19 protein-coding genes are annotated in these 25,468 nt (G+C 69.1%); 8 read left to right on the forward strand and 11 right to left on the reverse strand.

The window, feature by feature from the left end; genetic code table 11:
- Positions 1 to 64: 64 nt before the first annotated feature.
- Both BM066_RS06655 and BM066_RS06660 read right to left on the reverse strand, forming a co-directional pair.
- Positions 65 to 631 carry a gluconate 2-dehydrogenase subunit 3 family protein gene (locus BM066_RS06655; RefSeq protein WP_304441204.1) on the reverse strand — a complete coding sequence of 189 codons (567 nt, stop codon included), beginning with the start codon at positions 629 to 631 and terminating at the stop codon, positions 65 to 67.
- A complete protein-coding gene (locus tag BM066_RS06660; RefSeq protein ID WP_089925675.1) occupies positions 631 to 2,388 on the reverse strand; it encodes a GMC oxidoreductase in 1,758 nt (585 codons plus the stop codon). The genes BM066_RS06655 and BM066_RS06660 overlap by 1 nt, the downstream gene beginning before the upstream one ends.
- Positions 2,389 to 2,573: 185 nt before the next feature.
- Between BM066_RS06660 and BM066_RS06665 the strand changes: the two genes are divergently transcribed.
- Positions 2,574 to 3,434 (forward strand): 3-keto-disaccharide hydrolase, encoded by an 861-nt coding sequence (locus tag BM066_RS06665; RefSeq protein WP_089925884.1) that lies wholly within the window; start codon positions 2,574 to 2,576, stop codon positions 3,432 to 3,434.
- Positions 3,435 to 3,458: 24 nt separating this feature from the next.
- On the opposite strand, the gene BM066_RS06670 is transcribed toward BM066_RS06665, so the two are convergent.
- From BM066_RS06670 to BM066_RS06690, 5 genes are read right to left on the reverse strand one after another with little or no spacing between them, the layout of a single operon-like run.
- Positions 3,459 to 3,821 carry a c-type cytochrome gene (locus tag BM066_RS06670; protein ID WP_089925678.1) on the reverse strand — a complete coding sequence of 121 codons (363 nt, stop codon included), beginning with the start codon at positions 3,819 to 3,821 and terminating at the stop codon, positions 3,459 to 3,461.
- Positions 3,822 to 3,842: 21 nt separating this feature from the next.
- Positions 3,843 to 4,898, reverse strand: a complete 1,056-nt coding sequence (locus tag BM066_RS06675; protein ID WP_089925680.1) for a sugar phosphate isomerase/epimerase family protein — start codon at positions 4,896 to 4,898, stop codon at positions 3,843 to 3,845.
- Positions 4,895 to 6,076 carry a Gfo/Idh/MocA family protein gene (locus BM066_RS06680; RefSeq protein WP_089925683.1) on the reverse strand — a complete coding sequence of 394 codons (1,182 nt, stop codon included), beginning with the start codon at positions 6,074 to 6,076 and terminating at the stop codon, positions 4,895 to 4,897. The genes BM066_RS06675 and BM066_RS06680 overlap by 4 nt, the downstream gene beginning before the upstream one ends.
- Positions 6,076 to 7,038, reverse strand: coding sequence for a sugar phosphate isomerase/epimerase family protein (locus BM066_RS06685; protein ID WP_369823230.1), 963 nt, complete (start codon positions 7,036 to 7,038; stop codon positions 6,076 to 6,078). The genes BM066_RS06680 and BM066_RS06685 overlap by 1 nt, the downstream gene beginning before the upstream one ends.
- 29 nt (positions 7,039 to 7,067) lie before the next feature.
- Positions 7,068 to 8,336: an MFS transporter gene (locus tag BM066_RS06690; RefSeq protein WP_089925689.1), complete on the reverse strand. Its 1,269-nt coding sequence runs from the start codon at positions 8,334 to 8,336 to the stop codon at positions 7,068 to 7,070.
- Positions 8,337 to 8,517: 181 nt separating this feature from the next.
- Between BM066_RS06690 and BM066_RS06695 the strand changes: the two genes are divergently transcribed.
- Positions 8,518 to 9,531 carry a LacI family DNA-binding transcriptional regulator gene (locus tag BM066_RS06695; RefSeq protein ID WP_089925691.1) on the forward strand — a complete coding sequence of 338 codons (1,014 nt, stop codon included), beginning with the start codon at positions 8,518 to 8,520 and terminating at the stop codon, positions 9,529 to 9,531.
- A 93-nt stretch (positions 9,532 to 9,624) separates the two neighbouring features.
- Here the strand turns inward: BM066_RS06695 and BM066_RS06700 are convergent, their stop codons facing one another.
- Complete coding sequence (locus BM066_RS06700; RefSeq protein ID WP_089925887.1) at positions 9,625 to 10,383, reverse strand: 3-keto-disaccharide hydrolase; 759 nt, start codon at positions 10,381 to 10,383, stop codon at positions 9,625 to 9,627.
- A gap of 390 nt (positions 10,384 to 10,773) precedes the next feature.
- Here BM066_RS06700 and BM066_RS06705 point away from each other — a divergent pair, with 390 nt between their 5' ends.
- Positions 10,774 to 12,624 carry a phosphoenolpyruvate carboxykinase (GTP) gene (locus BM066_RS06705; protein ID WP_089925890.1) on the forward strand — a complete coding sequence of 617 codons (1,851 nt, stop codon included), beginning with the start codon at positions 10,774 to 10,776 and terminating at the stop codon, positions 12,622 to 12,624.
- A 47-nt stretch (positions 12,625 to 12,671) separates the two neighbouring features.
- On the forward strand, positions 12,672 to 13,427 hold the full coding sequence (gene tpiA, locus BM066_RS06710; protein WP_255367500.1) for a triose-phosphate isomerase: 756 nt from the start codon (positions 12,672 to 12,674) through the stop codon (positions 13,425 to 13,427).
- 14 nt (positions 13,428 to 13,441) lie between these two features.
- Here the strand turns inward: tpiA and BM066_RS06715 are convergent, their stop codons facing one another.
- The 3 genes from BM066_RS06715 to BM066_RS06725 all read right to left on the reverse strand — a co-directional run bounded on the left by BM066_RS06715 (position 13,442) and on the right by BM066_RS06725 (position 18,974).
- Positions 13,442 to 14,452, reverse strand: coding sequence for a cupin-like domain-containing protein (locus tag BM066_RS06715; protein WP_089925694.1), 1,011 nt, complete (start codon positions 14,450 to 14,452; stop codon positions 13,442 to 13,444).
- A gap of 100 nt (positions 14,453 to 14,552) precedes the next feature.
- The gene (locus BM066_RS06720; protein WP_255367501.1) at positions 14,553 to 15,647 is read right to left on the reverse strand and encodes an endo-1,4-beta-xylanase; all 1,095 of its coding nucleotides are present in this window, start codon (positions 15,645 to 15,647) and stop codon (positions 14,553 to 14,555) included.
- 201 nt (positions 15,648 to 15,848) lie between these two features.
- Positions 15,849 to 18,974: a TonB-dependent receptor gene (locus BM066_RS06725; protein WP_255367502.1), complete on the reverse strand. Its 3,126-nt coding sequence runs from the start codon at positions 18,972 to 18,974 to the stop codon at positions 15,849 to 15,851.
- Positions 18,975 to 19,410: 436 nt separating this feature from the next.
- Here BM066_RS06725 and BM066_RS06730 point away from each other — a divergent pair, with 436 nt between their 5' ends.
- From BM066_RS06730 to BM066_RS06745, 4 genes are read left to right on the forward strand one after another with little or no spacing between them, the layout of a single operon-like run.
- Positions 19,411 to 20,946, forward strand: coding sequence for a tryptophan halogenase family protein (locus BM066_RS06730; RefSeq protein WP_018061262.1), 1,536 nt, complete (start codon positions 19,411 to 19,413; stop codon positions 20,944 to 20,946).
- Positions 20,943 to 22,388, forward strand: coding sequence for a tryptophan halogenase family protein (locus BM066_RS06735; RefSeq protein WP_089925704.1), 1,446 nt, complete (start codon positions 20,943 to 20,945; stop codon positions 22,386 to 22,388). Before BM066_RS06730 ends, BM066_RS06735 begins: the two co-directional genes overlap by 4 nt.
- Positions 22,385 to 23,908 carry a tryptophan halogenase family protein gene (locus BM066_RS06740; protein WP_089925708.1) on the forward strand — a complete coding sequence of 508 codons (1,524 nt, stop codon included), beginning with the start codon at positions 22,385 to 22,387 and terminating at the stop codon, positions 23,906 to 23,908. Before BM066_RS06735 ends, BM066_RS06740 begins: the two co-directional genes overlap by 4 nt.
- Positions 23,905 to 25,410, forward strand: coding sequence for a tryptophan halogenase family protein (locus BM066_RS06745; protein WP_089925711.1), 1,506 nt, complete (start codon positions 23,905 to 23,907; stop codon positions 25,408 to 25,410). The genes BM066_RS06740 and BM066_RS06745 overlap by 4 nt, the downstream gene beginning before the upstream one ends.
- Positions 25,411 to 25,468 lie beyond the last annotated feature (58 nt).

Genomic DNA, 25,468 nt, shown 5'->3' on the forward strand with positions numbered 1-25,468 from the left:
GCGTCCTTCGTAGCGAGCTCCGGCCGGCGCGAACAGCCCGCCGCGCACGGCGGGACGTCGCCGTCTAGCGGGTCGCCCAGCCGCGGCCGAGCTCCGCCAGCGGCACACAACCGTGATAGGCGCCGGGGACGGGGTCGTACCTCAAGGCCACCGTCGCGCCGGGCTCGGAGGTGAAGTAGCCGACGGTCACCAGATCCTCCAGCAGCGGGAAGAAGTGGCGCTCGCCCGGCGCTTGGCTCTGGGTCGAGGCTTCGCGGTCATAGCCGGTCAGAAGCTCGACCTGCTGCTGCGGCGTCAGCGCCACGAAGACGTCGCCGTGGGCGGCGCGGGCGTCGGCGTCCATGCGGTCAAGCCCCGCCCGCAGGCGCTCGGCCTGGGCCTTGTCGAAATAGTCGGCCAGGGCGCGGTCGATGAACTGCGGCACCCCGGCCTCCCGCGCGCCCGGCGTATCGGTCTTGGGGATGATCAGCTCGGCCACCACGTCGACCAGGCGGGCCTGGTCCGGCGTCAGGGCCGTGGGGGTCCAGGCCAGGGCGGGCGCGTCCGCCATGGCTTGCCCGGCGAAGCCCGTCGCCGCCATCCCGAAGGTGAAGGTCAGGCCGCGGATCGCGTCGCGTCGGCTCAGCAGCATCACAGTTCTCCCCGCTTGCGCGCCTTGACCGCGTGGTCGGCGGCCCGGGCCGTCAGCGCCATATAGGTCAGGGACGGGTTCACGCAGGACGCCGAGGTCATCGCCGCCCCGTCGGTGACATAGACGTTCTTGCACTCGTGAACCTGGTTGTGGGCGTTGAGCACCGAGGTCTTCGGGTCGCGGCCCATCCGCGCGGTGCCCATCTCGTGGATGCCCAGCCCCGGCGCATAGCCTCCGTCGTACCCCCGGACGTTCTTGAAGCCCGCCGCCTCCAGCATCTCCGCCGCGGCGGTCTGCATGTCGCGGCGCATGGCCAGTTCGTTCTCGCGGATCGTGACGTTCATCGACAGGGTCGGCAGGCCGAACTCGTCGGTCTTGTCGTGGTTCAGGGTGATCCGGTTGTCTTCGTAGGGCAGGATCTCGCCGAACCCGCCCAACCCCATGTACCACGGGCCGGGCTGGCTCAGGGCCGCCTTGCGCGCCGCCCCGAAGCCCCGGGGCCCCGCGACCTCGCCGCCGGGCCTGACTAGGTCGCGGTCCCATCCCGGCCGGCTGGCGCCGCCCTGGTAGCCGAAGCCGCGCAGATAGTCGCTGCGCTTGGTGGCCGCGTCGCCCAGGTTGCGGAAACGCGGCACGTAGATCCCGTTGGGCCGGCGGCCCGAATAGTACATGTCGGCGAACTCGGGAGCCTCCGCGCTGGCCCCGACGCCCAGGTGATGGTCCATGACGTTGCGGCCCAGCTGGTCGCTGCCGTTGCCGAAGCCGTTGGGGAACCGCGAACTGGTCGAGTTCATCATGATCCAGGCCGAGTTGAAGGCCGAGGCGCACAGGAACACGACGTCGGCGTAGAACTCCTCCTCCTGGCGCGTCGTCGCGTCCAGGATGCGCACGCCGGTCGCCTTGCCCGCCTTCTCGTCATAGATCAGCGAGGTGACGATCGAGCCGGGGCGGATCACCAGGTTGCCGGTGCGCTCGGCCGCCACCAGCCCTCCGGAGTTGGAGCTGTAATAGCCGCCGAACGGGCAGCCGCGGATGCACATGTTGCGGTACTGGCACTTGGTCCGGCCGAGGCTGAGCTGCTCCTCGGTAGGCTCGGTCAGGTGGGCGGTCCGGCCCATGGTGATTCGACGCTCGGGGAATCGCGCCTCGGACTTGGCCTTGAAGGCCTTCTCGACGCAGTTCATCTCCATCGGCGGCTGGTACTGGCCGTCGGGCAGCTGGGGCAGGCCCTCGCGCTGGCCCGAGACGCCGATGAACCGCTCGACATGGTCGTACCAGGGCGCCAGCTCCTCGTAGCGGATCGGCCAGTCGACGCCGATTCCCTCGCGGGCGTTGGCTTCGAAGTCGATCGGGCTGTGGCGATAGCTCTGGCGCCCCCAGGTCAGCGACCGCCCGCCCACCTGGTAGCCGCGGATCCAGTCGTAGCGGCTTTCCTCGGTGTAGGGGTTCTGGTCGTCGCGGACGAAGAAGTGCTTGGTGTATTCGGTCAGCGTGTAGCCGGTGCGGCGCTGGACGGGGTAGTGGGCGGCCAGTTCGTCCGGCGGCAGCTGCCCCTGCGGGTACTTGGCCTGCCAAGGATCCATCGTGGCGGTGGGATAATCCTCCAGGTGGCGGACCATCGGGCCACGCTCCAAGACCAGGGTCTTGAGCCCCTTCTGGGTCAGCTCCTTGGCCGCCCAACCGCCGGTGATGCCGCTGCCGACGACGATCGCATCATAGGTGTTCTTCTTGCGCGCGCGACCGTTGAGATTGGCCATGTTTACTCCCCGCTTGGCGCGCCTGACGGACTCGCGCCCGCTGCCCTCGCAGCGCGGCGCGCCGACTTCGGCGACCCTTCATTGTTGCCTGGAGGCTTCCATGAAATGGGTTACATTGCAAGAAAGCTCGCGGTTTCATGCGAAAACCGTCGAAGCCGAATGAGGGAGCAACAGGAAGAGCCATGATGAAACCGAGCCAGTCCGTTCGCCAGTCCGTTCGAAAGCGCCGCGCCTCGGCGCCGGGTCTCGCCGCGGGGGCGTTGTTGGGTTGCCTGGCCCTTGGCGCCGGCGTCCATGCCAGCGCCGAAGAGGTGAAGGCCGGGCCGTGGCGCTCGCTCTTCGACGGGCGAAGCCTGGACGGCTGGACGCCGAAGGTCGCGAAACATCCCTCGGGCGAGAACTATCGCCAGACCTTCGTGGTCGACCATGGCGCGATCCGGGTCTCCTACGCCGGCTACGACAAGCTGGACGGGCAGTTCGGGCACCTGTTCTACAAGACGCCGTTCAAGGCCTATCGCCTGCGCCTGACCTACCGCTTCCTGACCGAGGGCGGCCTGCCGGACACGCCGGCCTGGGCGCGCAGCAACAGCGGGATCATGTTCGCCAGCCAGAGCCCCCAGAGCATGACGGTGGAGCAGCCCTTCCCCGTCTCGGTCGAGTTCCAGTTGCTGGGCAAGGAAGGCGACGCGCCCCGCCCCACCGGCGCGGTCTGCACGCCGGGCACCACCATCACCATGGACGGCGCCAAGGTCAAAGAGCACTGCACGCCGCCGGCCAACGCCCCGACGGTTCCCAACGGAACCTGGGTCAAGGCCGAGCTGGAAGTCCTGCCCAGCGGCGCGATCACCGAGAAGATCAACGGCGTGACCATCCACCGCTATGCGGACGTCACCCTGGATCCTGACGACACGGTCGCCGGCGGAGCCAAGCCCTACATCCTCGCCCGGGGCGCGCAGCCGGTGACCGAGGGCTACATCGCCCTGCAGAGCGAGGGCCACCCGATCGAGTTCAAGGACATCGAGATCCAGGAACTGACGGCCCGCTGAAGCCGTCCTGGGCTCCCTTAAGGACTACTTCTTGAGGGAGCCCAGATACTGGATCACGGCGGCGCGCTGTTCGGCGTCCGGCGCGCCCAGCAGCATCTTGGTGCCGGGAACGGTCTTGCCCGGCGCCTTGACGAAGGCGTCCAACTGCTCGGGGGTCCAGGTGATGTTCGAGGCCTTCAGCGCGTTGCTGTAGGCGTAGCCCGGGGCCGTGCCCGCCTTGCGGCCGACCACCCCGGCCAGGGGCGGCCCCATCTTGCCCGGAGCCGGCTGGAGCGAATGGCAGACCGAGCAGCGCTGCTCGAACACCTGCTGGCCCGAAGGCGGCGCGGCGGCGGCGCTGGTCGCCGTCGCGACGAAGGCGGCGGCGAGGATAAGCGGATACTTCATCGGAACGTGTTCCTCGGGAGGTTAGAGACCTATTAGCCGGCGATTGCGACCGGCGTCGGGCGCGCTGCCGGCGAAGTCGTCGAACGCCTTGTCCGTGACCCGGATGATGTGGTCGCGGATGAACGGCGCGCCCTCGCGGGCCCCCTGCTCGGGGTGCTTGAGGGCGCATTCCCATTCCAGCACCGCCCAGCCGGGAAAGTCGTACTGGGCCAGCTTGGAGAAGATCGCCTTGAAGTCCACCTGCCCGTCGCCCAGCGACCGGAAGCGGCCCGGCCGGTCGACCCAGCCCTGGTAACCGCCATAGACGCCGGATCGGGCCGAAGGACGAAATTCGGCGTCCTTGACGTGGAAGGCGCGGATCCGCTCGTGATAGCGGTCGATATAGCCCAGATAGTCCAGCTGCTGCAGCACGAAGTGGCTGGGATCGTAGAGGATGTTGGCCCGCGCATGGCCGCCCACCTCGTCCAGGAAACGCTCGAACGTGGCCCCGTCGTGCAGGTCCTCGCCCGGATGGATCTCGTAGCAGACGTCGACGCCTTCCTCCTCGAACGCGTCGAGGATCGGCTTCCAGCGGCGGCCCAGCTCGGCGAAGGCCTCCTCGATCAGGCCCGCCGGGCGCTGCGGCCAGGGGTAGAAGTATGGCCAGGCCAAGGCGCCGGAGAAGGTGGCGTGGGCGTTCAGGCCCAGGCGCCGGCTGGCCACGGCGGCGGCTTTCATCTGCCCCACCGCCCAGGCCTGGCGTTCCGCCGGCTTGCCGCGCAGCTCCGGCGGGGCGAAGCCGTCGAACAGCTCGTCATAGGCCGGATGCACGGCGACCAGTTGGCCTTGCAGATGGGTCGACAGCTCGGTGATCTGCAGACCGTGGCCCGCCAGCATCCCGGCGATGTCGTCGCAATAGGCCTGGCTTTCGGCGGCCAGGGCCAGGTCGAAGAACGAGTCCGCCCCGCCTGTCGGCATCTGCACGCCAACATAGCCGAGATCGGCGACCCAGGCGGCCATCGTCTCCAGCTTGTCGAACGGCGGCTTGTCGCCGATGAACTGGGCGAGGAAAATCGCCGGTCCCTTGAGCGTCTTCATCGCCCCTCTCCTTCCTGCATGACCCCGCCGGGCTCGGCCGGGCGGGCGGCCAGAGACACCCAGCCGGCCTCGGCCTGGCTGGCCGCCACGGCGCGCTCGACGAACGCCATGCCGCGCACGCCCTCGGCGATGTCCGGCACGAGCCGGCCGTCGCCCTGTCCGGCGATCGCGTCGGCGAAGTCGCGATAGATGTTGGCGAAGGCCTCGATGAAGCCTTCCGGGTGACCGGTCGGCAGCCGCGTGACCGCCCGGGCGCCCGCGCCCAGATAGGCCGAGCCGGCGTGCAGCACCTGGCTGGGTCCGTCCAGCCAGTCCAGCGTCAGTTCATTGGGCCGCTCGTGCGACCAGGTCAGGCCGCCCGTTTCGCCATAGACGCTGATCTTCAGGCCGTTGCGCGCGCCCGCCGAGATCTGCGAGGCGATCAGCACGCCGCGCGCGCCGCCCGCAAAGCGCAGCAGCACGTTGCAGTCGTCGTCCAGGCCCCGGCCCGGGACCACGGTGGCGACGTCGGCGCACAGGCGCTCGACGCGGTCGCCGGTGATGAACTCGGCGATGTTGAAGGCGTGGACGCCGATGTCGCCGATGCAGCCGCCGACGCCCGACTGGGCCGGGTCCGAGCGCCAGCTGGCCTGCTTGTTGTCCTCGCGCTCGAGGGGCCGCGACAGCCAGCCTTGCGAATATTCGACGACCACCTTGCGCACCGCGCCCAGGTCGCCGCGCGCCACGATCTCGCGCGCCTCGCGGACCATCGGATAGCCCGTATAGGTGTAGGTCAGGCCGTAGAGCTTGCCCGACGCCGCAACGATGTCGGCCAGCTCCCGGGCCTGGGCCAGGTTCAGGGTCGCCGGCTTGTCGCTGATCACATGCAGGCCGCCGCGCAGGGCGGCGGCGGCGACGTCGAAGTGCAGGTGGTTGGGCGTGACGACGGCGACAAGGTCCACGCCATCGTCACGCGCCCGCTCGGCGGCGATCATCGCATGATGGTCGGGATAGACCCGATCGCGCGCCACGCCCCAGCCGTCGGCGGCCGCCGCGTTCTTCGCCGGATCGCGGCTGAACACGCCGGCCACCAGCCGGATCCGGCCGTCCAGCTCGGCGGCCATGCGGTGTACCGGCCCGATGAACGACCCGGGACCGCCGCCGACCATGGCCAGCCGCAAGGGCGTCCGTCCGCTCATCAGGCCGTCACTTTCGCCAGGTAGTCGAAGCTGATCTTCGCCGATTCCAGCCGGCTATGGGCGAACGGCGGCTCCTGCTCGACATAGAAGCCCCGGACCCCGGCGGCGTAGGCGGCGGGCAGCAGCTTGGGCCAAGGGATCATGCCGCCGCCAACCTCGGTTGGATCCTGCCGCAGCTCGAAATTGGCCTTGGTCGTGGCCTTGATGTCCTTGACGTGCATCTGGGTGAAGCGGCCGGGGTGCGCCTTCAGCAGGGCGAACGGATCCTGGCCGGCCGCCGTCACCCAGCCGGCGTCCATCTCGAAGGTGACGAGGCTGGGATCCGTGCCCTTCAGCAGGATCTCCATGCCGTTGGTCTCGCCGAGCGGCGCGAACTCGAAATTGTGGTTGTGATAGCCCGTCGCGACGCCCGCCTTCTTCAGGACGGCGGCCTTCTCGTTCAGGAAGTCGGCGTTCCATTTCCAGTCGTCGGCCGTCATCTGGGCGCCGGCCTGGCGCAGATCGGCGCCGCCCAGGCGGTCCGGGATGTAGAGGATCGGCATGATCGCCGCCTTCACGCCGATCACGTGCAGGTCGTCGGCCAGCTTGGCCAGGTCGCCGCTGAAGCTGGGGCCGCTGGCGCCCTTGGGCGAGATGTGGGCGCTGCGGCAGACCAGGCCGGCCTTGTCGAAGGCGGCCCGCAGCTCGGCCGGGGTGCGGCCCAGATAGCCGGCCAGCTCCACCGACTTGAAGCCGATCCTGGCCACGGTGGCGAGCTGGGCGTCCAGGTCCTTCTGCAGGTCCGGACCCAGGGTGTAGAGCTGGATGCCGAGCGGCAGGTCGCGACGCTGGAAGAACGGCTTCTCCGCCGCGCCGGCCAGACCGCCATAGGCCGCGCCCAGGCTGGCCGCGCCGACCGCCAGCAGGCTGCGCCGCGAAAGATCGGCGGCCGAGGCTCGGGTTTCGCAAGCTGTTGAGCGCACGAGGCTTTCCTTTTTCTGGAGGAGCATGGCTAGGGCTGGGCCGGGCTGGCCGCGGCGACGGGCGCGTCGTCTTCGGCCTCGCCCTCGGCCACCGGGGCCCGGGTCGGCGGCTTGAAGAACAGGGCCAGCAGCAGCACGGCCGCCAGGGCCATGCCGGTGGGAACCAGGAACAGGCTGGTGTAGTCGACCACCGCGGCCCCGTCGGCGCCGGCATGGCTGAGGCGGCTGACCAGGGTCGGGAACAGGAAGCTGGCCACCACATTGCCGACGCCCAGGATCAGCAGGTTGAACAGGCCCTGGGCGCTGGAGCGGACGTCCTTGGGGAACACCGCGTCGACGAAGATGTACACGGTGGCGAAGAAGAAGGCGTAGCAGATCCCGTGCAGCAGTTGCACGGCCACGATCACCGGGACGCTGTCGGCGAAGAAGGCGAAGACCGCGAAGCGGGCGGCGTGGCCCAGCACGCCGACGATCATGGTGATCTTCCAGCCTAGCTTCGCCAGCACGCGGCCCAGCAGGAACATGGTCAGGATCTCGGCCACCTGGCCCAGGCTCAGCACCACCATGCTGAGATTGCCGGCGATCCCGACCCGGTTGGTCAGGAAGGCGTCGGCCATCACGAAGTAGCCGTTGTGGATCACAGAATCGATGAAGGTGACCAGGAACAGCACCAGCACGAATGGCGCCGCCAGCAGCTTCAGGGCCCGTCGCCAGGCTAGGTTGTCGATCCCCGGCGCGTCCTTGCGGGCCGGCGTGTGCGGCAGGGTCAGGGCATAGCCGGCGAAGGCGAACGATAGGATCGCCGCGACCAGGAAGATCCACCGCACCTGCTCGGCGCCGGCGTGGGCGCCCAGCAGAAAGACGAAGGGCCAGCTGACCAGCACCCAGCCCACCGTCCCGCCCATGCGCACCGCGCCGAAGTCCGCCGCCGGGTCGCGCAGGTTGGCGAAGGCGATCGAGTTGGTCACCGACAACGTCGGCACATAGACCAGGCTGAAGATCAGGTAGCAGGCGAAGAACGGCCAGAAGCTGGTCGACAGCGCCGTCCCGACCAGGGCCAAGCCGCCGATCAGGTGGCTGACCGCCAGGAAGCGCTCGGCCGCGAAATTGCGATCGGCGAACTGGTTGGAGAAGAAGATCCCGACCACGGCGGCCACGCCCCAGGCGCTGCCGACCAGCGACTGCTGCCAGGGCGCGAAGCCCAGCATTCCCATGTAGGGAAAGATCTTCGGCGCCCAGGCGCCCCAGATCGCCAGCTGGAGCACCATCATCAGGAAGAGCCGCAGGCGCGTCGTCATGGTTCTGGCCTCCCCGACCAGGATTGGCGGCGGGGTTTCGACCCGTTTGGGCCGCCCTCGCGCTCATGTAATCGAAATCATCGATAACAGGGGTCCGTCAAGGCGGCAACTGCCCAACGGCGCCCCGAAGCGGGAGAGCTGCGCCTTGCCAAGGGCCTGGCTTGCCGCCAGTGTCGAGCCGATGGCCACCATTCAAGATGTCGCTCTGGACGCTGGAGTCTCGACCGCGACGGTTTCGAGGGTGTTCAGCGCGCCCGAACTGGTGCTGGAAGCCACGCGCAAGAAGGTGATGGAGGCGGTCACCCGCCTCGGCTACGAGCCCAACTTCGCCGCCAAGAGTCTGCGGACCCTGCGGACCGAGAAAATCCTGGTCACCGTGCCGGACATCTCCAACCCGTTCTTCTCGCAGGTCATCCGGGGCGTGGAGGAGGCCGCGCTGGCGGCCGGCTATTCGGTGCTGCTGGGCGACACCCGCCACGAAGAGGCGCGCGAGGAGCAGTACGCGTCGATGTTCCGGCGCAAGGAAGCCGACGGCCTGATCTTCCTGGGCCACCGCCTGCCGGACGTCCTGGCCGAAATGGTCGCCGCCAAGGGCCCGCGGACGCCGATCGTCAACGGCTGCGAGTTTCGTCCCGGCCTGGCGGTCTCCAGCGCCCATATCGACAACGAGGGCGCCGCCGCGGAGGTCATGGAGCACCTCTACGGCCTGGGCCATACGCGGGTCGGCGTCGTCACAGGTCCGCTGGTCAGCCCGATCAGCAGCGACCGCCTGGCCGGGGTCCTGGCGGCGGCCCAGCGTCGGGGCCGGGCCAGCGCGCTGCGCATGGCCATCGGCGACTTCTCGATCGAATCGGGCGTGCGCCAGGCCGGCGAACTGCTCGACCAGCCCGGGCCGCCCACGGCCATCTTCTGCTTCAGCGACGAGATGGCCATGGGCGCGATCGAAGCCATCCGCCGGCGCGGCCTGAGTTGTCCCCGGGACGTGTCGCTGGTCGGCTTCGACGACATCCGCTTCGCGCAGTATCTCAGCCCGCAACTGACCACGGTCAGCCAGCCGATGGAGCAGATCGGCCACGAGGTGGTCCGGCTGCTGCTCGACATCCTGGCCGACCGCACCAGCAGCCTGCAGAACGTCACTCTGCCCCACCGCCTCGTCGTGCGGTCCAGCACGGCTCCGCCGGCCAGCCCTGGCTAGGGCATTTCGAGCGAAGTGGGCGCCGGTTCGCGTGAAGAAAATGCGTTAAAACAAAGATCTAGAACGCCGACCTGATTGCATCAGGTCAGCGTTCTAGGGCCTGGGCGGCAGTTCGCGAACCCAAATGTTGCGGAAGCTGATCGGCGCGCTGGGGTCGCCGTGGGCCTGCAGCTTGATCGGCGCGGCGGCGAAGGGCTGGGACGGCGGCTTGCCGATATAGACGGTCTCGCCCGCGAAGACGGCCCCGTCCTGCACCAGCACTCCGTTGTGCAGCACGGTCGCGCTGGCCGGCGTGACGAGCGCGCCGTCGGGTCCGAACACCGGCGCCCGCCAGACCACGTCATAGACCTGCCACTCGCCCGGCTTGCGCCCCGCGTTCACCAGCGGCGGATGCTGCTTGTAGAGGCTGGCGGCCTGGCCGTTCACATAGGTCGGGTTCTGGTAGGGGTCGAGGATCTGGAGCTCGTAACCGCGATCGCCGGGGCCGGTGGAGGCCAGGAAGACGCCGCTGTTGCCCCGCGCCTGGCCCGAGCCGGTGATGTCGGCCGGAATACGCCATTCCAGATGCAGCTGATAGTCGCGGAAGCTGCGTCGGGTCTCGATGTTGCCCCGCGTCTTGTCGACGGTCAGCACCCCGTCCGCCACGGCCCAGCCGGCCGGCGACTTGTCCTGGGTCGCGACCCATTCCTTCAGGTCGCCGCCGTCGAACAGCACGATGGCGTCCGACGGCGCGCCGCCGGGCTCCTTGGCCGGGGTGACCACCGCCGGCGTCGGCGTCCACAGTTCGGTGTCTTCCGGTTTGGCCTGGGCCAGGGCCGGCGAACCGGCGAAGAGCGCGCCAAGGCCCAGCATCGCGGCGGTGAGAATGAGAGGCTTCGGCTTCATGTCCGGTCGTCGCTCCATGGGAAAGGCGCCGCCACCATAGACGCCCGGACCAAGTCCGCCAGAGGCCCGGGCCGCCGGAGTTCACGACGCTGGCCCGACTGAATTTCCGGCGCTTCGATTCTCCCCTGGACAGGCTTGAAGCGTGAGCATTTCGACGCCACGAAGCTTCACCAATGGATCATCTTCCTCATAATCGGGCGCCAGGCGTGAAAACATGCCGCGCGAGCAGCCAATTGCGCCTCAATTTTCGCCGACAACGTTGTCATTGAAAACATTGGGCTTTTCCATCCGGTCCGCGACGCTATGGTGCGCGCCAAGGCGAGCGACAGTCTCGCCAGCTTGCAGCAGGACGGAATCATGCAGAACCTAGGGCCGGGCGCCAACGCGCCCCCGACGAAACACGCGCGTCTATTGGCTTGGGTCGACGAGGTCGCCGCCCTGACCAAGCCCAAGGCCGTCCACTGGTGCGACGGCTCCGACGCGGAATGGACCGCCCTGACCGACGAACTGGTCGCCCTGGGCACGCTGAAGCGCCTCAACCCGAACCTCCGCCCCAACTCGTTCCACGCCGCCTCGGACCCGCGCGACGTCGCCCGCGTCGAGAGCCGCACCTTCATCTGCTCGCAGGACCCCGCCGAGGCCGGCCCGACCAACAACTGGCGCGATCCCGTCGAGATGCGCCAGACCCTGAACGGCCTGTTCGACGGCTGCATGCGGGGCCGCACGATGTATGTCGTGCCGTTCTCGATGGGCCCGGTGGGGTCGCCGATCAGCGCCCTGGGCGTCGAGATCACCGACAGCGCCTATGTCGCCGTCTCGATGCGGGTGATGACCCGCATGGGCCAGGCGGCGCTGGACGCCCTGGGCGAGGACGGCTTCTTCGTGCCGGCCCTGCACACCCTGGGCGCGCCGCTGGCCGAGGGCCAAGCCGATGTCGCCTGGCCGTGCAACGACGACAAGTACATCGTGCACTTCCCCGAAAGCCGCGAGATCTGGTCCTACGGCTCGGGCTACGGCGGCAACGCCCTGCTGGGCAAGAAGTGCTACGCCCTGCGCATCGCCTCGGTGATGGCCCGCGACGAGGGCTGGCTGGCCGAGCACATGCTGATCCTCAAGCTGACCTCGCCGGCCGGCCAGGCGCGCTATGTGGCCGCCGCCTTCCCCAGCGCCTGCGGCAAGACCAACATGGCCATGCTGCAGCCCACCCTGCCCGGCTGGAAGGCCGAGACAATCGGCGACGACATCTGCTGGATGCGGTTCGGGGCCGACGGCCGGCTGTACGCGATCAATCCCGAGGCCGGCTTCTTCGGCGTCGCGCCGGGCACCGGGGTCAAGACCAACCGCAACGCCGTCGACACCCTGCACGCCAACTGCATCTACACCAATGTCGCCCTGACCGCTGACGGCGACGTCTGGTGGGAGGGCCTGACCGAGCACCCGCCCGAAGGCTTGACCGACTGGAAGGGCCAGGCCTGGACGCCGGAGCTGGGCGAGCCCGCCGCCCATCCGAACGCCCGCTTCGCCGTCCCCGCCGGCCAGTGCCCGGTCATCGCCGACGAGTGGGAGGACCCGGCCGGCGTGCCGATCTCGGCCATCCTGTTCGGCGGCCGCCGCGCCTCGGCCGTGCCGCTGGTCACCGAGGCCTTCGACTGGGAGCACGGCGTGTTCCTGGCCTCCAACGTCGCCTCGGAAGGCACGGCCGCGGCCGAGAACAGCATCGGCGCGCTGCGCCGCGATCCCTTCGCCATGCTGCCGTTCTGCGGCTACAACATGGGCGACTATTTCGACCACTGGCTGAAGGTCGGGGCCTCGGCCGATCCGGCCAAGCTGCCGCGCATCTACTTCGTCAACTGGTTCCGCAAGGACGAGCGCGGCAGGTTCGTCTGGCCGGGCTACGGCGAGAACAGTCGCGTGCTGAAGTGGATCGTCGACCGCCTGGAGGGTCAGGCCGGCGCGGTCGACAGCCCGATCGGCCGCCTGCCCGCCCGCGACGGCCTGGACCTGACGGGCCTGGACCTGACCGACGCCCAGCTGGACCTGCTGCTGACCGTCGATCCGCAGATCTGGCGCGCCGAGGCCGCTCTGATCCCCGAGGCCTACGCCCAGTTCGGCGATCGCCTGCCGCCCGCCCTGTGGGCCCAGCTGGACGCCCTGGGCGAACGGCTGGCCCGCGTGGACCATCCCGCCAGGGTGCTCGAGCAGGCCTGACCACCCGTCCCCTTCAAGACACAAGCGCTCCGGCGCATGGAGACCGAATGCACGTCGCCATGGATAAGCCCGCCCGCAAGTTCGTGGTCGGAAACTGGAAGATGCACGGCAACCTGGCCGCCCTGCCCGTCCTGAGCGCGATCGACGCGGCGGCGCGCGATACGCCCGCCGTCGATGTCGGGGTGGCCGTCCCCGCGACCCTGATCACCGCCGCCTGGCAGGCGGCCGGCGCGATCCACGTCGGGGCCCAGGACATCCATGCGGCCGACAAGGGCGCCCACACCGGCTGCCTGTCGGCGCCGATGGTCAAGGACGCCGGCGCGGCCTTCACCATCGTCGGCCACAGCGAGTGCCGGGCCGGCCGCCGCGAGACCGACGCCGAGGTGCGCGGCAAGGCGCAGGCCGCGCGCCGGCATGGCCTGTCGGTGATCCTCTGCGTGGGCGAAGCGCTGGACGTCCGCGAGGCCGGCCAGGCCGAGGCGGTGGTCCGCGCCCAGTTGGAGAACTGCCTGCCGGCCGACGCCGACGGCGACTGGCTGTCGGTGGCCTACGAGCCGATCTGGGCGATCGGCACGGGCCGCTCGGCCACGGGGGACGACATCGCCGCCATGCACGCGGTGCTGCGCCAGGCCTGCCGCGCGGCCCTGGGCCCGGCCGGCGACCGCGTCCGGCTGCTATACGGCGGCTCGGTGACCCCGGCCAATGCGGCGCAGATCCTGACCACTCCGAACGTCGACGGCGTGCTGGTGGGCGGCGCCAGCCTGACGGCCGAGACCTTCCTGCCGATCATCGCCCACGCCTGAGGCGCGGCCTCACCTCACTTGAGGGCCTGCTTGAGATAGGCGCGGATGCTCTGGGCCAGGCGCGGCGTCAACGGCCCCAGCACGCCCTTGCGCTCTTCGGGCAGGTGGGCGGCGGGATCGCCGTCGGCCTCGAACCAGTAGTGATCGAAGATCGCCCGCCAGGCGTCGCGCCGCGACTTGGGCAGGTGGCGCACCGCCAGCAGGCCATGGACCAGCACCTCGAACGCCGAGCCCGCCTCGGGCGGCAGGTCGCGCCACCAGTAGTTGACCAGCACATTGAGGCTGTCGAGCGACTGGACGTGGTGCCACCAGGCGGTGGGGATGTAGAGGGCGTCACCGGGCTCCAGCTCGGCCGCGAGGCCCCGCCGAGCCGCCTCGGCGAAGCGCGGATAGCGGTCTAGATCGGGGTCGTCGAGCCGGACCATGCTGATCGGCTGGCCGGCCAGGGTGAAGTCCAGCGGCCCGACATAGAGGTTGGCCGTCTGCTCGGGTGGAAACAGGGTAAAGCGCCGGCGCCCAGCCACCACCACGGCGATGTTGTCGGCCATGTCGTAATGGGTCTGCGCCGTGGCCGCGTTGCCAAACCAGATGCGCGGCTCGACCGGCACGGCCAGCAGATCGTGACGGTTGGCCTCGGCGAAGCCGGGCAGCACCCCGGACGTCAGGGTCGAACCGACATAGACCGACGGCGGCCGCGCCTCCTGGCCCAGGGCCAGCAGGTCGTCGAGGATGGCCGAGATCCCGCCCGGTCGCCGCTCGAAATTCAACGCCCGCTCGGCGTCGCCGTAGAAGAAGCGGCCGTCGATCTCCGGCGGTCCGACGAAGGCCTCGACCGTCGCGCCCGCGTCGAAGCCCTTCAAATAGGCCGCCACGGCCTCGGGGCCCTCCAGGCCGGCCCGGACCGCCGGCCAGTCCGCCGCGAAGCCGCGCAGCACCACGGGCCGGTAGGCGGGGACGATCTCGCCCCGCAGCGCCTCCCGCGTGACGTTCGAACGCTCTTCCAGGGGCGGAAAGGACAGGCTCATGCGGCGCCTAGGAGCAACAGTTGGCGGATCGACCGCTCATGGGCGCCCAAGATAGCGCGAAGCGAAGTCGAGACGGTAGGCCGGTTCGTCGCCCGGCGGATCAAGCCCGCGCCGGCGCCGACCGCAAGGCGGCCGCCACCGCCTCACGCAACGGCTTGGGCCGGTAGGCGTCGTCATAGAGCGTCACGCGCATGGCTAGGCCGTCCTTGCGCGGCGTGAAGCCCTGCAGCCAGGAATATTTGTCGACCATGCCCCAGGCCAGAACCTCCTTGGTCTGACGGTAGTCCAGCATCAGGTCGAGATAGGCCTTGGCCACGGCGGCCGTGTCCGCGTCGCGGACGGCGATGTCGGCCGGCAGGTTCTGGTCATTGACGTCGAACTCGGTGATCAGCAGGTCGTAACCCATGCCGGTCGCCTCATCGATGAAGGCGCGCCAGGCCTTTTCCTGGGGCCGGCCCAGGCTGCCGGGCGCGGCCGGATCTTCCGTGCCCAGATGGCTCTGCACGCCCAGGGCGTCGACCGGCGTCCCGCGCTTGCGGAAGCCTTCCAGCAGCTTCAGCACACCGGCCCGGTGCGCCTCGTTGCCGGCCTCCCAGCCCATGTAGTCGTTATAGACCAGCCGGGCCTTGGGCGCGGCGGCGCGGGCGGCGTGGAAGGCGACGTCCAGGGTCTGTTCCTGGCCCATGGCGTCGGAAAAGACGGTGCGGCGGATCGAGCCGTCCTTAGGGTCGATGGTCTCGTTGACCACGTCCCAGGAGGCGATCTGCGGATAGTGCGCCACGACCTTGTCGATGTGATCGACCAGCAAGGCCTGGGCGTTCTTGGCGGCGGCGGGACCCTGGCCGAAGTCGTAGGCGTTGAGCCAGGCCGGGAACCATTTCGGGTGATGCCACAGCAGGGTGTGGCCGCGCAGAGCGATGTCGTGGGCCTTGGCGAAGGCGGCGATCCGGTCGGCCCGCCCGAAAGCGAAGGTCTTGGCGTCGGGACGCAGGACGTACCATTTCAGCTCGTTCTCGGGGACCAGCACGCCGCACTCGTCGATCAGCACCTGGCGATAGCGGGGATCGTTGAACGTGCCCATCCCGACCGCGCTACCGAACCGCAGGCCCTTGGCGCGGGCCAGGGCGGCGAGAGACGGGCTAAAGGACCGATCGGCGGCCAGGCCCAGGCCCGGAACCGCGCTGACGGCCGCCACGGCGGCGCCGCTCCCGATGAAGCCGCGCCTGGAAAACGATGAACGGCGAGACGTCACGGCGAAGCCCTCTCAAGAACGCCGCGCAACGTCAGGAACGTTGCGCGGCGAGTTTTGGGATAGAAGCCCTCGCCCGCGGACGGTCGAAGGACATGCGCCCTGGACGACCCGACCGGACGAGGTCCGGCCGGGTCGCCTCGGGATCTAGAAGCTGGCGCGGACCACGAAGGTGTAGCGCCGGTCGTTCATGAACCACGACCGCCCGGCCTTGAGCAGCTGGTCGTTCAGGACCTGGGTGGTCTTGGTGACCTCGTTGGTCAGGTTCACGCCCTGCACGCCGATCTTCACCTTCGGGTTGAGGGTGTAGAACAGCGAACCGTCCAGCTGGCCGGTGGCCTCGTTCATGATCGGCGCGAAGGGCACGATCACGTCGCGGACCGTCAGCAGGAAGTCCGAACGCCAGTTGTAGGCCAGGCGAGCCGAGATCGGACCCTTCTCGTAGATGGCCGCGAGGTTGGCGTTGTGCTTGGACAGGCCCTGCAGCGGCAGCAGCGCGGTGTTGACCGTCGAGACGCGGCCGGCGGCCACGTCGGGATCGGTCGCCGACAGCGTGCTTTGCGGCACGCCCTTGCTGTCGATGTAGCTGTAGTTGGCGTTGATGCCGAACCCGTCCAGCGGCTTGGGCAGGAAGTCGTAGAACTGCTGGTAGGCGACTTCGAAGCCCTTGACGTGGGCCTTCTGCTCGGCGTTGCCGGGCGTGGTGACCAGGACATCGAAGGTGGCGCCGTTGTTGGTGAACGGCACGCGGGCGGTCGTGTTGGTGGCGACGTCGGTCAGTTCCTTCCAGAACGCCGCGAAGGTCAGCGAGCCGACTGGCGCGAAGTACCATTCCACCGAGGCGTCGATGTTCTTGGCCTGGGTGGGCTTGAGGAAGGGATTGCCGACCGTGACGTTGCCCGTGGGCATGCCGTTGCTGATCCCGTCGGCGTTCGTATTGAGCGCCAGGTTGTAGTAGTTGCGGGTCAGGCCGATCTCGGGCGGGGTCAGGGTCTTGGACAGGCCGAAGCGCAGCTGGACCCCGTGCTGCATGGCCACCTTCAGGTTGAAGCTGGGCAGCCAGTATTCGAACTTGGCGTGAGCCGTGTCCGGCACCACCGCGCCGTTGGCCCACAGGCGGGCCTGGGCCCGGATCGCCGGCGTGAGCTGGCAGAACGGGGTCGGCGTCTGGCCCGCCGGGACGGAGGCGCATTCCGCGTCGGTGCTGAAGTTGGTCAACGGGAAGGTTCTGAATCCCGAAGCCTCGCGCGTGGTCTCGGTGTAGCGCAGGCCGATGTTGCCGGTGATCCGGACATCGTTTCCTGCGTCATGCTTGAAGCGCAGCATGCCGTAGGCCGACTTGGTCGTCTCGTTGACGGGGTTGATTTCCTGCGGAAGGAACGGCGTGCCGGCGATCACATTGCATCGCTGAGCCAGGGGAACCCAGTTCTGCGCGCAACCATTGGCGCCGTTGCGGGCCCGCCATTCGTCGCCGACGCTGAGGGCGAAGGCCGACATCGCCGCGTAGTCCTTAGCGGCGTTGCCGTTGTAGAACGGGCGGGCGTCCAGGCCGGTCGGAACCGGAACCTGGCCGCGCATGAAGTCGGTGAACGGATAGAGTTCGGTGTGGGCCGAGCTGGTCGAACCGCCGGGCGTGGCCGGATTGCCGTTGATCGGATCGTCGAACCAGACCGGGCCGCCGGCGCCCCAGATTTCGCTCAGCACGCCCCAGTTATAGGTCGAGAAGCGCGTGGTCTGGTCGCGCTCGGCCCAGCGCACCCCGACCCGCGCGGAGTCCAGCCAGCTGTTCTCGGCGAAGCGGTAATCGACGTCGATCTTGGCGGCGTCTTCCTTGCCTTCGCTCTGCTCGATGTGGTCCATCGCCGAACGCCAGAAGCTGTTGTACGGGTCCTGGAAGCTGTTGTGCGCGCCGGTGAAGTAGGTCGAGCAGCTGCCGCTGGGCGGCGAGCAGGCCGGGATCGACGCGCCGCTGGCCGGCGGAATGAACGTGAACACCGGCATGTCCGAGCCGTTGAGCTTCAGGTCCAGGTTCTGGAAGCTCGAGCCCCAGATGCCGACGTCCAGGTTGTCGACCGTCGAGTCGACGTGCTGATAGTCGAAGGCCACGCCCAGGCGATCGTTCGGCGTCCACTTGAAATTGAAGCCGTAGTCCGAGGTGACGTAGGTCTGCTCGACGCTGCGGCTGATGTTGTTGCTCTGCAGGCCGAAGGTCGGCGTGCGCGGGTCCGGACCGTTCTGGTCGTCGCGCCAGCCGGTGGTGCCGGTGATGATCCCGTTGGTGAAGATGCCGTCGCTGTCGACGCCGAAGGTCGTGCCGTCGATCGGGCGGGAGTCGCCGTTCGAGGTCACGTTGTCGGTGGCGATCTCCATCGCGTGCTCGGTCCAGGACTGCGTCGATTCCGAGCGCAGGTACTGGAAGGTCGCCAGCATGGTGTCGTCGTTGCTGCGCCATTGGCCGGCCGCCGCATAGCCCGTGCGCTCACGCTCGGTCTCGGTGCTGCGGAAGGCCGCGCCGCGCGGGAACCACACGCCCTTGCCGCCCTGGGGGCAATCCACGGCTTGCGGATTGGCGGTCTGGGCGCTGGTGAAGCCGGTGCGGCAGCCGAAGTTCGACACTTGGGTGCCGTCGGCGCGGGTGAACAGCTTGGAGTCGACGGCGCTCAGCAGCAGGCCGAACGTGCCGGCCTCGGTGTCCCACTGGTCGCTGTAGAGGGCCGTGTAGGTCGGCGCCCAACGCTTGACGAAGTCGCCGTAGCTGGCCTCCGCCGACACCGACAGCAGCCGCTTGGTGCTGTCGAACGGCAGGCGGGTGCGCAGGTTCACCGTGCCCGAAATGCCGCCCTCGATCATGTCGGCCGAGGGGCTCTTGAACACGTCGACGCCGCCCATCAGCTCGGACGGCACGTCCGCGAAGCTCAGGGCGCGGCCGTTGTTGGCCGAGAAGGTGTCGCGGCCGTTCAGTTCGGAACGCACGAAGTTCAGGCCGCGCACGACGACGCCGCTGCCTTCGGTCGAGAAGTGGTCGGGGTCGACGCCGGCGGCGAACCGGTTGATGGCCACGCCCGGGATGCGCTGCAGCGCCTCGGTCACCGAGCGGTCCGGCAGGGCGCCGATGTCCTCGGCGGTGATCGAGTCGCCGATGATCTCGGAGCTTTGCTTCAGCTGCTGCGAGCTCTTCAAGCTTTGACGGATGCTGGTGACGACCACCTCGTCGACCGTCGACACCTCGTCGGCCGGCTTGGTCTGGGCCCAGGCCGGCGCGGCGACCAGCATGGCGCCCAACGCCAGGGCCGAAGCTCCATACCTGAGTTTTGAAGTTGAAGTTGCGCCTGCGCGCACGGGCGCACGTTCGACGTGATCCATTTTATCTGCCTCCCCAGTTATTCTTCATGGCAGCTCGTTACCGCTACCATTGGCCTATTGCTTCGACCATTGTGGTCAGATGATATGGCAAAGCCCGCAGGCGTCAAGGAACGCTACCTTGGCCCACGAAGAAGAAAGCTGGCCCTACCCAGCCTTCTGTTTTGTCATAACAATTGGAAGCGCCCCCAAGGCGCCGCTCAATGGAGGGCAAAGTACAGACAGCGCTGTCCCACGCAAGAGGGGAAGTGCGTTGTCCGACCAATCCTGCTTGGACATCCTGGTCCCGGCGGGCCACACAGGATGACCGCCCGTAGAAGGCGGGGTACGGTCACAGCGGGGGGAACGCATGACGGATCAGGCCGTCCGGAACATTCTAATCGTCGGCGGCGGCACGGCCGGCTGGATGACGGCCGCGGCCCTGTCGGCCAAGCTGGCCGGCCTGCCGATCGCCATCCGCCTGGTCGAATCGGCCGAGATCGGCACGGTTGGCGTCGGCGAGGCGACCGTGCCGCACATTCGCCATTTCAACGCCGCCCTGGGCCTGGACGAGGCCGATTTCATGCGCAGGACCCAGGCGACCTACAAGCTGGGCATCGAGTTCCGCGACTGGGGCAAGCCGGGCGACAGCTACATCCACCCGTTCGGCGCTTATGGCGCGGCGATCGCCGGCGTCGGCTTTCACCATCACTGGCTGCGGGCCCGCCAGGGCGGCGACGCCACGCCGCTGGAGGCCTATTCCCTGCCGATCATGGCCGCGCGCCAGGGGCGATTCGCCCCGCCCTCGCCCGACCTGAGCTCGGTGGCCTCGACCTACAACTACGCCTACCAGTTCGACGCCGGGCTCTACGCGGCCTATCTGCGCGCCTATGCCGAAGCGCGCGGCGTGGTCCGCACCGAGGGCAAGGTCGCCGACGTCGCCCTGCGCGGCGGGGACGGCTTCATCGAGGCGGTCACGATGGAGAGCGGCGAGCGAATCGAAGCCGACCTGTTCATCGACTGCTCGGGCTTCCGCGGCCTGCTGATCGAACAGGCCCTGAAGGCCGGCTACGAGGACTGGACCCGCTGGCTGCCCTGCGACCGGGCCGCCGCCGTGCCCTGCGAGACGGTTGAGATCTCCACCCCCTATACGCGCTGCACGGCCGACACCGCCGGCTGGCGCTGGCGCATCCCGCTGCAGCACCGGGTGGGCAACGGCTATGTCTATTCCAGCGCCCACATCAGCGACGACGACGCCGCCGCCGCCCTGCTGGCGGGCCTGGAGGGCAAGGCCCAGGCGGATCCGCGCTTCCTGCGGTTCACGGCCGGCCACCGCCGGAAGCAGTGGAGCCGGAACTGCGTGGCCGTGGGCCTGGCCAGCGGCTTCCTGGAGCCGCTGGAAAGCACCAGCATCCACCTGATCCAGGTGGCCGTCACCACCCTGCTGGAACTGTTTCCCGACCGGGGCTGCGACCCGGCCGACCAGGACGAATACAACCGCGTCATGAACCTGGAGTTCGAACGCATCCGCGACTTCCTGGTGCTGCACTATCACGCCAACCAGCGGACCGGCTCGCCGTTCTGGGACGACCGCCGCAACCTGCCCATCCCCGACAGCCTGGCCTACAAGATGGACCTGTTCCGCGATCGCGGGGTGGTCGTGAAGTACAAGGACGGCTTCTTCCTCGAGCCCAGCTGGCTGGCGGTCTATCTGGGCCAAAACGTCGTGCCGCGGGCCTATGACCCGGTCAGCGACAGCGTGCCCGACGCCGTCCTAGCGCAAAGGCTGAAGGCCATTCGCGACTCCGTCGCCGACACGGCGGGCGCGATGCCGGCCCACGACGACTGGGTCGCCCGCTTCTGCGCCGCCGCGCCCGTCAACGCCGCCCAGGCGGTGAGGGCATGAGCCGTTCGCCCCTGAACAGCGTCGCGGTCCTGGGCGGCGGCGTCGCCGGCTGGATGACCGCCGCCGCCCTGGCGCGGGTCCTGCCCGGCGCCTGCGCGATCCGGGTGGTCGACACCGCCGACGGCGCGCCGCGCGGAGCCCTGTCCACCCTGCCCGCCCTGCGCGGCTTCCATGGCCTGCTCGGCTTGAATGAGCCCGCCCTGATGCGGGCCGCGCGCGGGACCTTCAAGCTCGGCGCGCGATACAGCGGCTGGACGGACGAGGACCACGTCGAGGGCTTCAGCGACGCCGGCGCCAATCTCGACGGCGTGGCCTTCCATCATCACTGGCTGCGAGTCCGCGAGCGCGGCGAGGCCGGCCGCTACGAGGACTACAGCCTGGCCGCCGTGGCCGCGCGGCTGGGCCGGTTCGCGCCGCCCAGCGAGGACCCCCGATCGGTGCTGTCGACCCTGTCCTACGGCCAGCACCTGGACGCGGCCGGCTATGTCGCGGCCCTGCGCGCGACGGCGGGCCGAGTCGAGGCGCGGAGCGGCGAGATCGCGCAGGTCGCCCTGGCGCCGGACGGCCGAATCGCGGCCGTGATCCTGGCCGACGGCGAGCGGATCGCCGCCGACCTGTTCGTCGACACCACCCCGGACGGCCGCCTGATCGGCGCGACGCCGGACGCGGGCTGGATCGACGAGTCGACCGCCCTGCCCTGCGACCGCCTGGCCCTGCGCGAGGTCGCGCCCCGCGCCAATCCCCCGCCGCTGACCGAGTTCGAAGCGATCGCCGAGGGCTGGCTGCGGCGCGTCCCCCTGCGCGGCGGCGACGCGGTGGCCCTGGCCTATGCTGGCAACCTGACGTCCGACGAGGCGGCGCGCGAGATCCTGGGCGGCGAGGCGGCGATCGTCCGGCTGCGCAACGGCCGCCGCGAGAGGGTCTGGACCGGCAACTGCGTGGCCATCGGACCGGCGGCGAGCCAGCTGGAGCCGCTGAACGGCGACGATGCGCAAAGCGTCCAGAGCGGCGTCGGCCGGCTGATCGCCCTGCTGCCCACCGCCGACGGCTCGCCCCTGGCGGCGATGGAATACAATCGCCTGATGGCCGAGGAACATGACCGGGCCCGCGACATGGCCGTCTTCCGCTACGTCGCCGCCGCGCGGAGCGACCCGCTCTGGGCCCGGTCCCGGCAAGCCGCGCCCTCGCCGGCCCTGGCCTACAAGCAGGCCCAGTTCGAAAGCCGAGGCCGTGTGGTGCTGTACGACGAGGAGACCTTCGTGGAGGGTGCCTGGGTCGCGGCGTTCCTTGGCCACGGGATCCTGCCCCGCCGCCACGACCGCCTGGCCGACCGCCTGCCCGCCGACCAGGCCGACGCGGCCCTGGCCCGGCTGCGCGGCCTGATCCGCCAGGCCGCCCAGGCCATGCCGCTTCACGCCGACGCCCTGAAGGACCGTCCATGAGCCCCTCCCCCATCCGCAAGGTTCTGGTCCTAGGCGGCGGCACGGCCGGCTGGATGACGGCGGCGGCCCTGTCCAAGGTGCTGGGCGACCAGGTCGAGGTGACTCTGATCGAGTCCGAGCAGATCGGCACGGTCGGCGTCGGCGAGGCCACGATTCCGCCGATCCTGACCTTCAACGCCATGCTGGGGATCGACGAGCGCGACTTCATGCGGGCCACCCGCGCGACCTTCAAGCTGGGCATCGAGTTCCGCGACTGGACCCGCCTGGGCGACCGCTACATCCACCCGTTCGGAAGCTTCGGCCTGGATATCGAGGCCATCAAGTTCCACCAGGTCTGGCGCAAGGTGCGCGACCAGGTCGGGCCGCTCGAGGACTTCAACCTGGCGGCCGTCGCCGCGCGCCAGAACCGCTTCACCCTGCCCGATCCGGATCCGGCCAAGGTGCTGTCGAGCCTGAAATACGCCTTTCACTTCGACGCCGGCCTCTATGCCCGCTTCCTGCGCGGCTTCGCCGAGGCGCGGGGCGCCAGGCGGATCGAGGGCAAGGTCGCCGATGTCGGCCTGCGCGGCGAGGACGGCTTCATCCAGTCGGTCACCCTGGAGGACGGGCGGACCTTCGAGGCCGACCTGTTCATCGACTGCACCGGCTTTCGCGCCCTGTTGATCGGCCAGGCCCTGGGCGGACGCCATGTCGACTGGAGCCATTGGCTGCCCAACGACCGGGCCGTGGCCCTGCCCTGCGCCACCGGCGGCGACGGCCTGACGCCCTACACCCGCGCCACCGCCGACAAGGCCGGCTGGCGCTGGCGCATCCCGCTGCAGCACCGCACCGGCAACGGCTACGTCTATTCCAGCGCCCATATCGGCGACGACGAGGCCCTGGCCGGGCTGCTGGCCGGCCTGGACGGTCCGACGGACGCCGAACCGAACTTTCTGCGCTTCCAGGCCGGCCGCCGCGACCGGGCCTGGATCAAGAACTGCGTCGCCATCGGCCTGTCGTCCGGCTTCCTGGAGCCGTTGGAGAGCACCAGCATCCATCTGATCCAGGCCGGAATCACCAAGCTCCTGGCCCTGTTCCCGGACAAGGGCTTCGATCCGCTGGAGATCGACGAGTACAACCGCCTGACCGCCCTGCAGGTCGAGCTGGTCCGCGACTTCATCATCCTGCACTTCAAGGCCACGGAGCGGTCGGATACGCCGTACTGGGACTATGTCCGCACCATGGAGATCCCCGAGAGCCTGCAGCGCAAGATCGACCTGTTCGCCGGGCGCGGGCGCATCTTCCAGTCCGACTACGACCTGTTCGCCGAGCCCAGCTGGATCGCGGTGCTGATGGGCCAGGGGATCGTGCCGCGCCAGTACGACGCCCTGGTCGACAGCCTGCCGCAGGCCGCACTGGTCCAGCGCCTGCAACGGATGTCGGCCCTGATCGGCCAGACCGCCCAGGCCATGCCCGACCACGCCGCCTTTATCGCCCGCTATTGCGCCGCCGACGCGGCCGCCGCCGGAGTCCCCGCGTGACCGACCAACGCCTGCGCAAGATCGTCATCGTCGGCGGCGGCACGGCCGGCTGGATGACGGCCGCGGCGCTGGGCCGCTTCCTCAAGGACGGCCACACCCAGGTGACGCTGGTGGAGTCCGAGGAGATCGGCACGGTCGGGGTCGGCGAATCCACGATCCCGCAGATCAAGATCTTCAACCGTATGCTGGGGCTGGACGAGTTCGACTTCGTCCGCCGCACCAAGGCGACCTTCAAGCTGGGCATCGACTTCGTCGACTGGAAGACGATCGGCCACCAGTACCACCACCCGTTCGGCCCCTACGGAGTCGACATGGAGGGAGTCTCGTTCCACGCCTACTGGCTGCGGCTGAAGGCCATGGGCGAGGCCGCCGATCTGGGCGAATATTCGTTGCAGGCCGTGGCCTCGGCCCAGGGCAAGTTCATGCGCCCCAACCAGCAGCGCAACTCGCCGCTGGCGAGGATCGACCACGCCTACCATATCGACGCCGGCCTCTACGCCCGGTTCCTGCGCGGCTATGCCGAAGAGCGCGGGGTGCGCCGCCAGGAAGGCCGGATCGTCGACGTCCACCAGCGGACCGAAGACGGCTTCATCGAGGCCGTGACCCTGCAGAACGGCCAGCGGGTCGAGGGCGACCTGTTCATCGACTGCTCGGGCTTCCGCGGCCTGCTGATCGAGCAGACCCTGAAGACCGGCTTCGAGGACTGGTCGCAGTGGTTGCTGAACGACCGCGCCGTGGCCGTGCCCTGCGCCCTGGGCGGCTCGACCCAGCCCGTGACCCGCGCCACCGCGCGCCCCGCTGGCTGGCAATGGCGCATCCCGCTGCAGCACCGCCTGGGCAACGGCTACGCCTATTCCAGTCAGCACATCAGCGAGGACGAGGCGACCGCCTATCTGCTGGCCCATCTGGACGGCGAGCCGCTGATCGACCCGTTCACCTTGCGGTTCAAGGCGGGACGGCGCAAGAAGAGCTGGAACAAGAACGTCGTGGCCATCGGCCTGTCGGCCGGCTTCATGGAGCCGCTGGAGAGCCAGAGCATCCACCTGATCCAGGTGGGCATCTCGCGCCTGCTGGCCATGTTCCCCGACAAGCGGTTCGAGACCCCCGACATCGACCGCTACAATCGGGTGATGAAGTTCGAGTACGAGACGATCCGCGACTTCCTGATCCTGCACTTCCACGCCACCCGACGGAACGACACGCCGTACTGGGACTATCTGCGGGAAATGCCGATCCCCGACTACCTGGCCGACAAGATGGCCGTGTTCCAGAGCTACGGCCGGGTGTTCCGCGAGAACGAGGAGCTGTTCACCGACACCAGCTGGTTCGCGGTGATGGTCGGCCAGGGCCTTGAGCCCCGAGGCCATGATCCGATGGCGGACGTGATGGCGGACGACGAGCTGCGCGCCCGGATGGCCGACATCCACGCCGTCATCGCCAGGTCGGCCCAGGTCATGCCCGACCACATGCGGTTCATCGCCGACAACTGCGCGGCGGCCTGAGGCGGATCGGCGTTCGAGGGCCGTGCGTGGTCCTCGTCCTGAGCTTGTCGAAGGACGA

The sequence above is a fragment of the Caulobacter sp. UNC279MFTsu5.1 genome (assembly GCF_900114015.1).
Lineage (GTDB): Bacteria > Pseudomonadota > Alphaproteobacteria > Caulobacterales > Caulobacteraceae > Caulobacter.

Coding starts and splice junctions, on each gene's coding strand:
- BM066_RS06655 (WP_304441204.1), bottom strand. CDS start 631: ATGCTGCTGAGCCGACGCGACGCGATCCGCGGCCTGACCTTCACCTTC.
- BM066_RS06660 (WP_089925675.1), bottom strand. CDS start 2,388: ATGGCCAATCTCAACGGTCGCGCGCGCAAGAAGAACACCTATGATGCG.
- BM066_RS06665 (WP_089925884.1), top strand. CDS start 2,574: ATGAAACCGAGCCAGTCCGTTCGCCAGTCCGTTCGAAAGCGCCGCGCC.
- BM066_RS06670 (WP_089925678.1), bottom strand. CDS start 3,821: ATGAAGTATCCGCTTATCCTCGCCGCCGCCTTCGTCGCGACGGCGACC.
- BM066_RS06675 (WP_089925680.1), bottom strand. CDS start 4,898: ATGAAGACGCTCAAGGGACCGGCGATTTTCCTCGCCCAGTTCATCGGC.
- BM066_RS06680 (WP_089925683.1), bottom strand. CDS start 6,076: ATGAGCGGACGGACGCCCTTGCGGCTGGCCATGGTCGGCGGCGGTCCC.
- BM066_RS06690 (WP_089925689.1), bottom strand. CDS start 8,336: ATGACGACGCGCCTGCGGCTCTTCCTGATGATGGTGCTCCAGCTGGCG.
- BM066_RS06695 (WP_089925691.1), top strand. CDS start 8,518: ATGGCCACCATTCAAGATGTCGCTCTGGACGCTGGAGTCTCGACCGCG.
- BM066_RS06700 (WP_089925887.1), bottom strand. CDS start 10,383: ATGCTGGGCCTTGGCGCGCTCTTCGCCGGTTCGCCGGCCCTGGCCCAG.
- BM066_RS06705 (WP_089925890.1), top strand. CDS start 10,774: ATGCAGAACCTAGGGCCGGGCGCCAACGCGCCCCCGACGAAACACGCG.
- tpiA (WP_255367500.1), top strand. CDS start 12,672: ATGCACGTCGCCATGGATAAGCCCGCCCGCAAGTTCGTGGTCGGAAAC.
- BM066_RS06715 (WP_089925694.1), bottom strand. CDS start 14,452: ATGAGCCTGTCCTTTCCGCCCCTGGAAGAGCGTTCGAACGTCACGCGG.
- BM066_RS06725 (WP_255367502.1), bottom strand. CDS start 18,974: ATGCTGGTCGCCGCGCCGGCCTGGGCCCAGACCAAGCCGGCCGACGAG.
- BM066_RS06730 (WP_018061262.1), top strand. CDS start 19,411: ATGACGGATCAGGCCGTCCGGAACATTCTAATCGTCGGCGGCGGCACG.
- BM066_RS06735 (WP_089925704.1), top strand. CDS start 20,943: ATGAGCCGTTCGCCCCTGAACAGCGTCGCGGTCCTGGGCGGCGGCGTC.
- BM066_RS06740 (WP_089925708.1), top strand. CDS start 22,385: ATGAGCCCCTCCCCCATCCGCAAGGTTCTGGTCCTAGGCGGCGGCACG.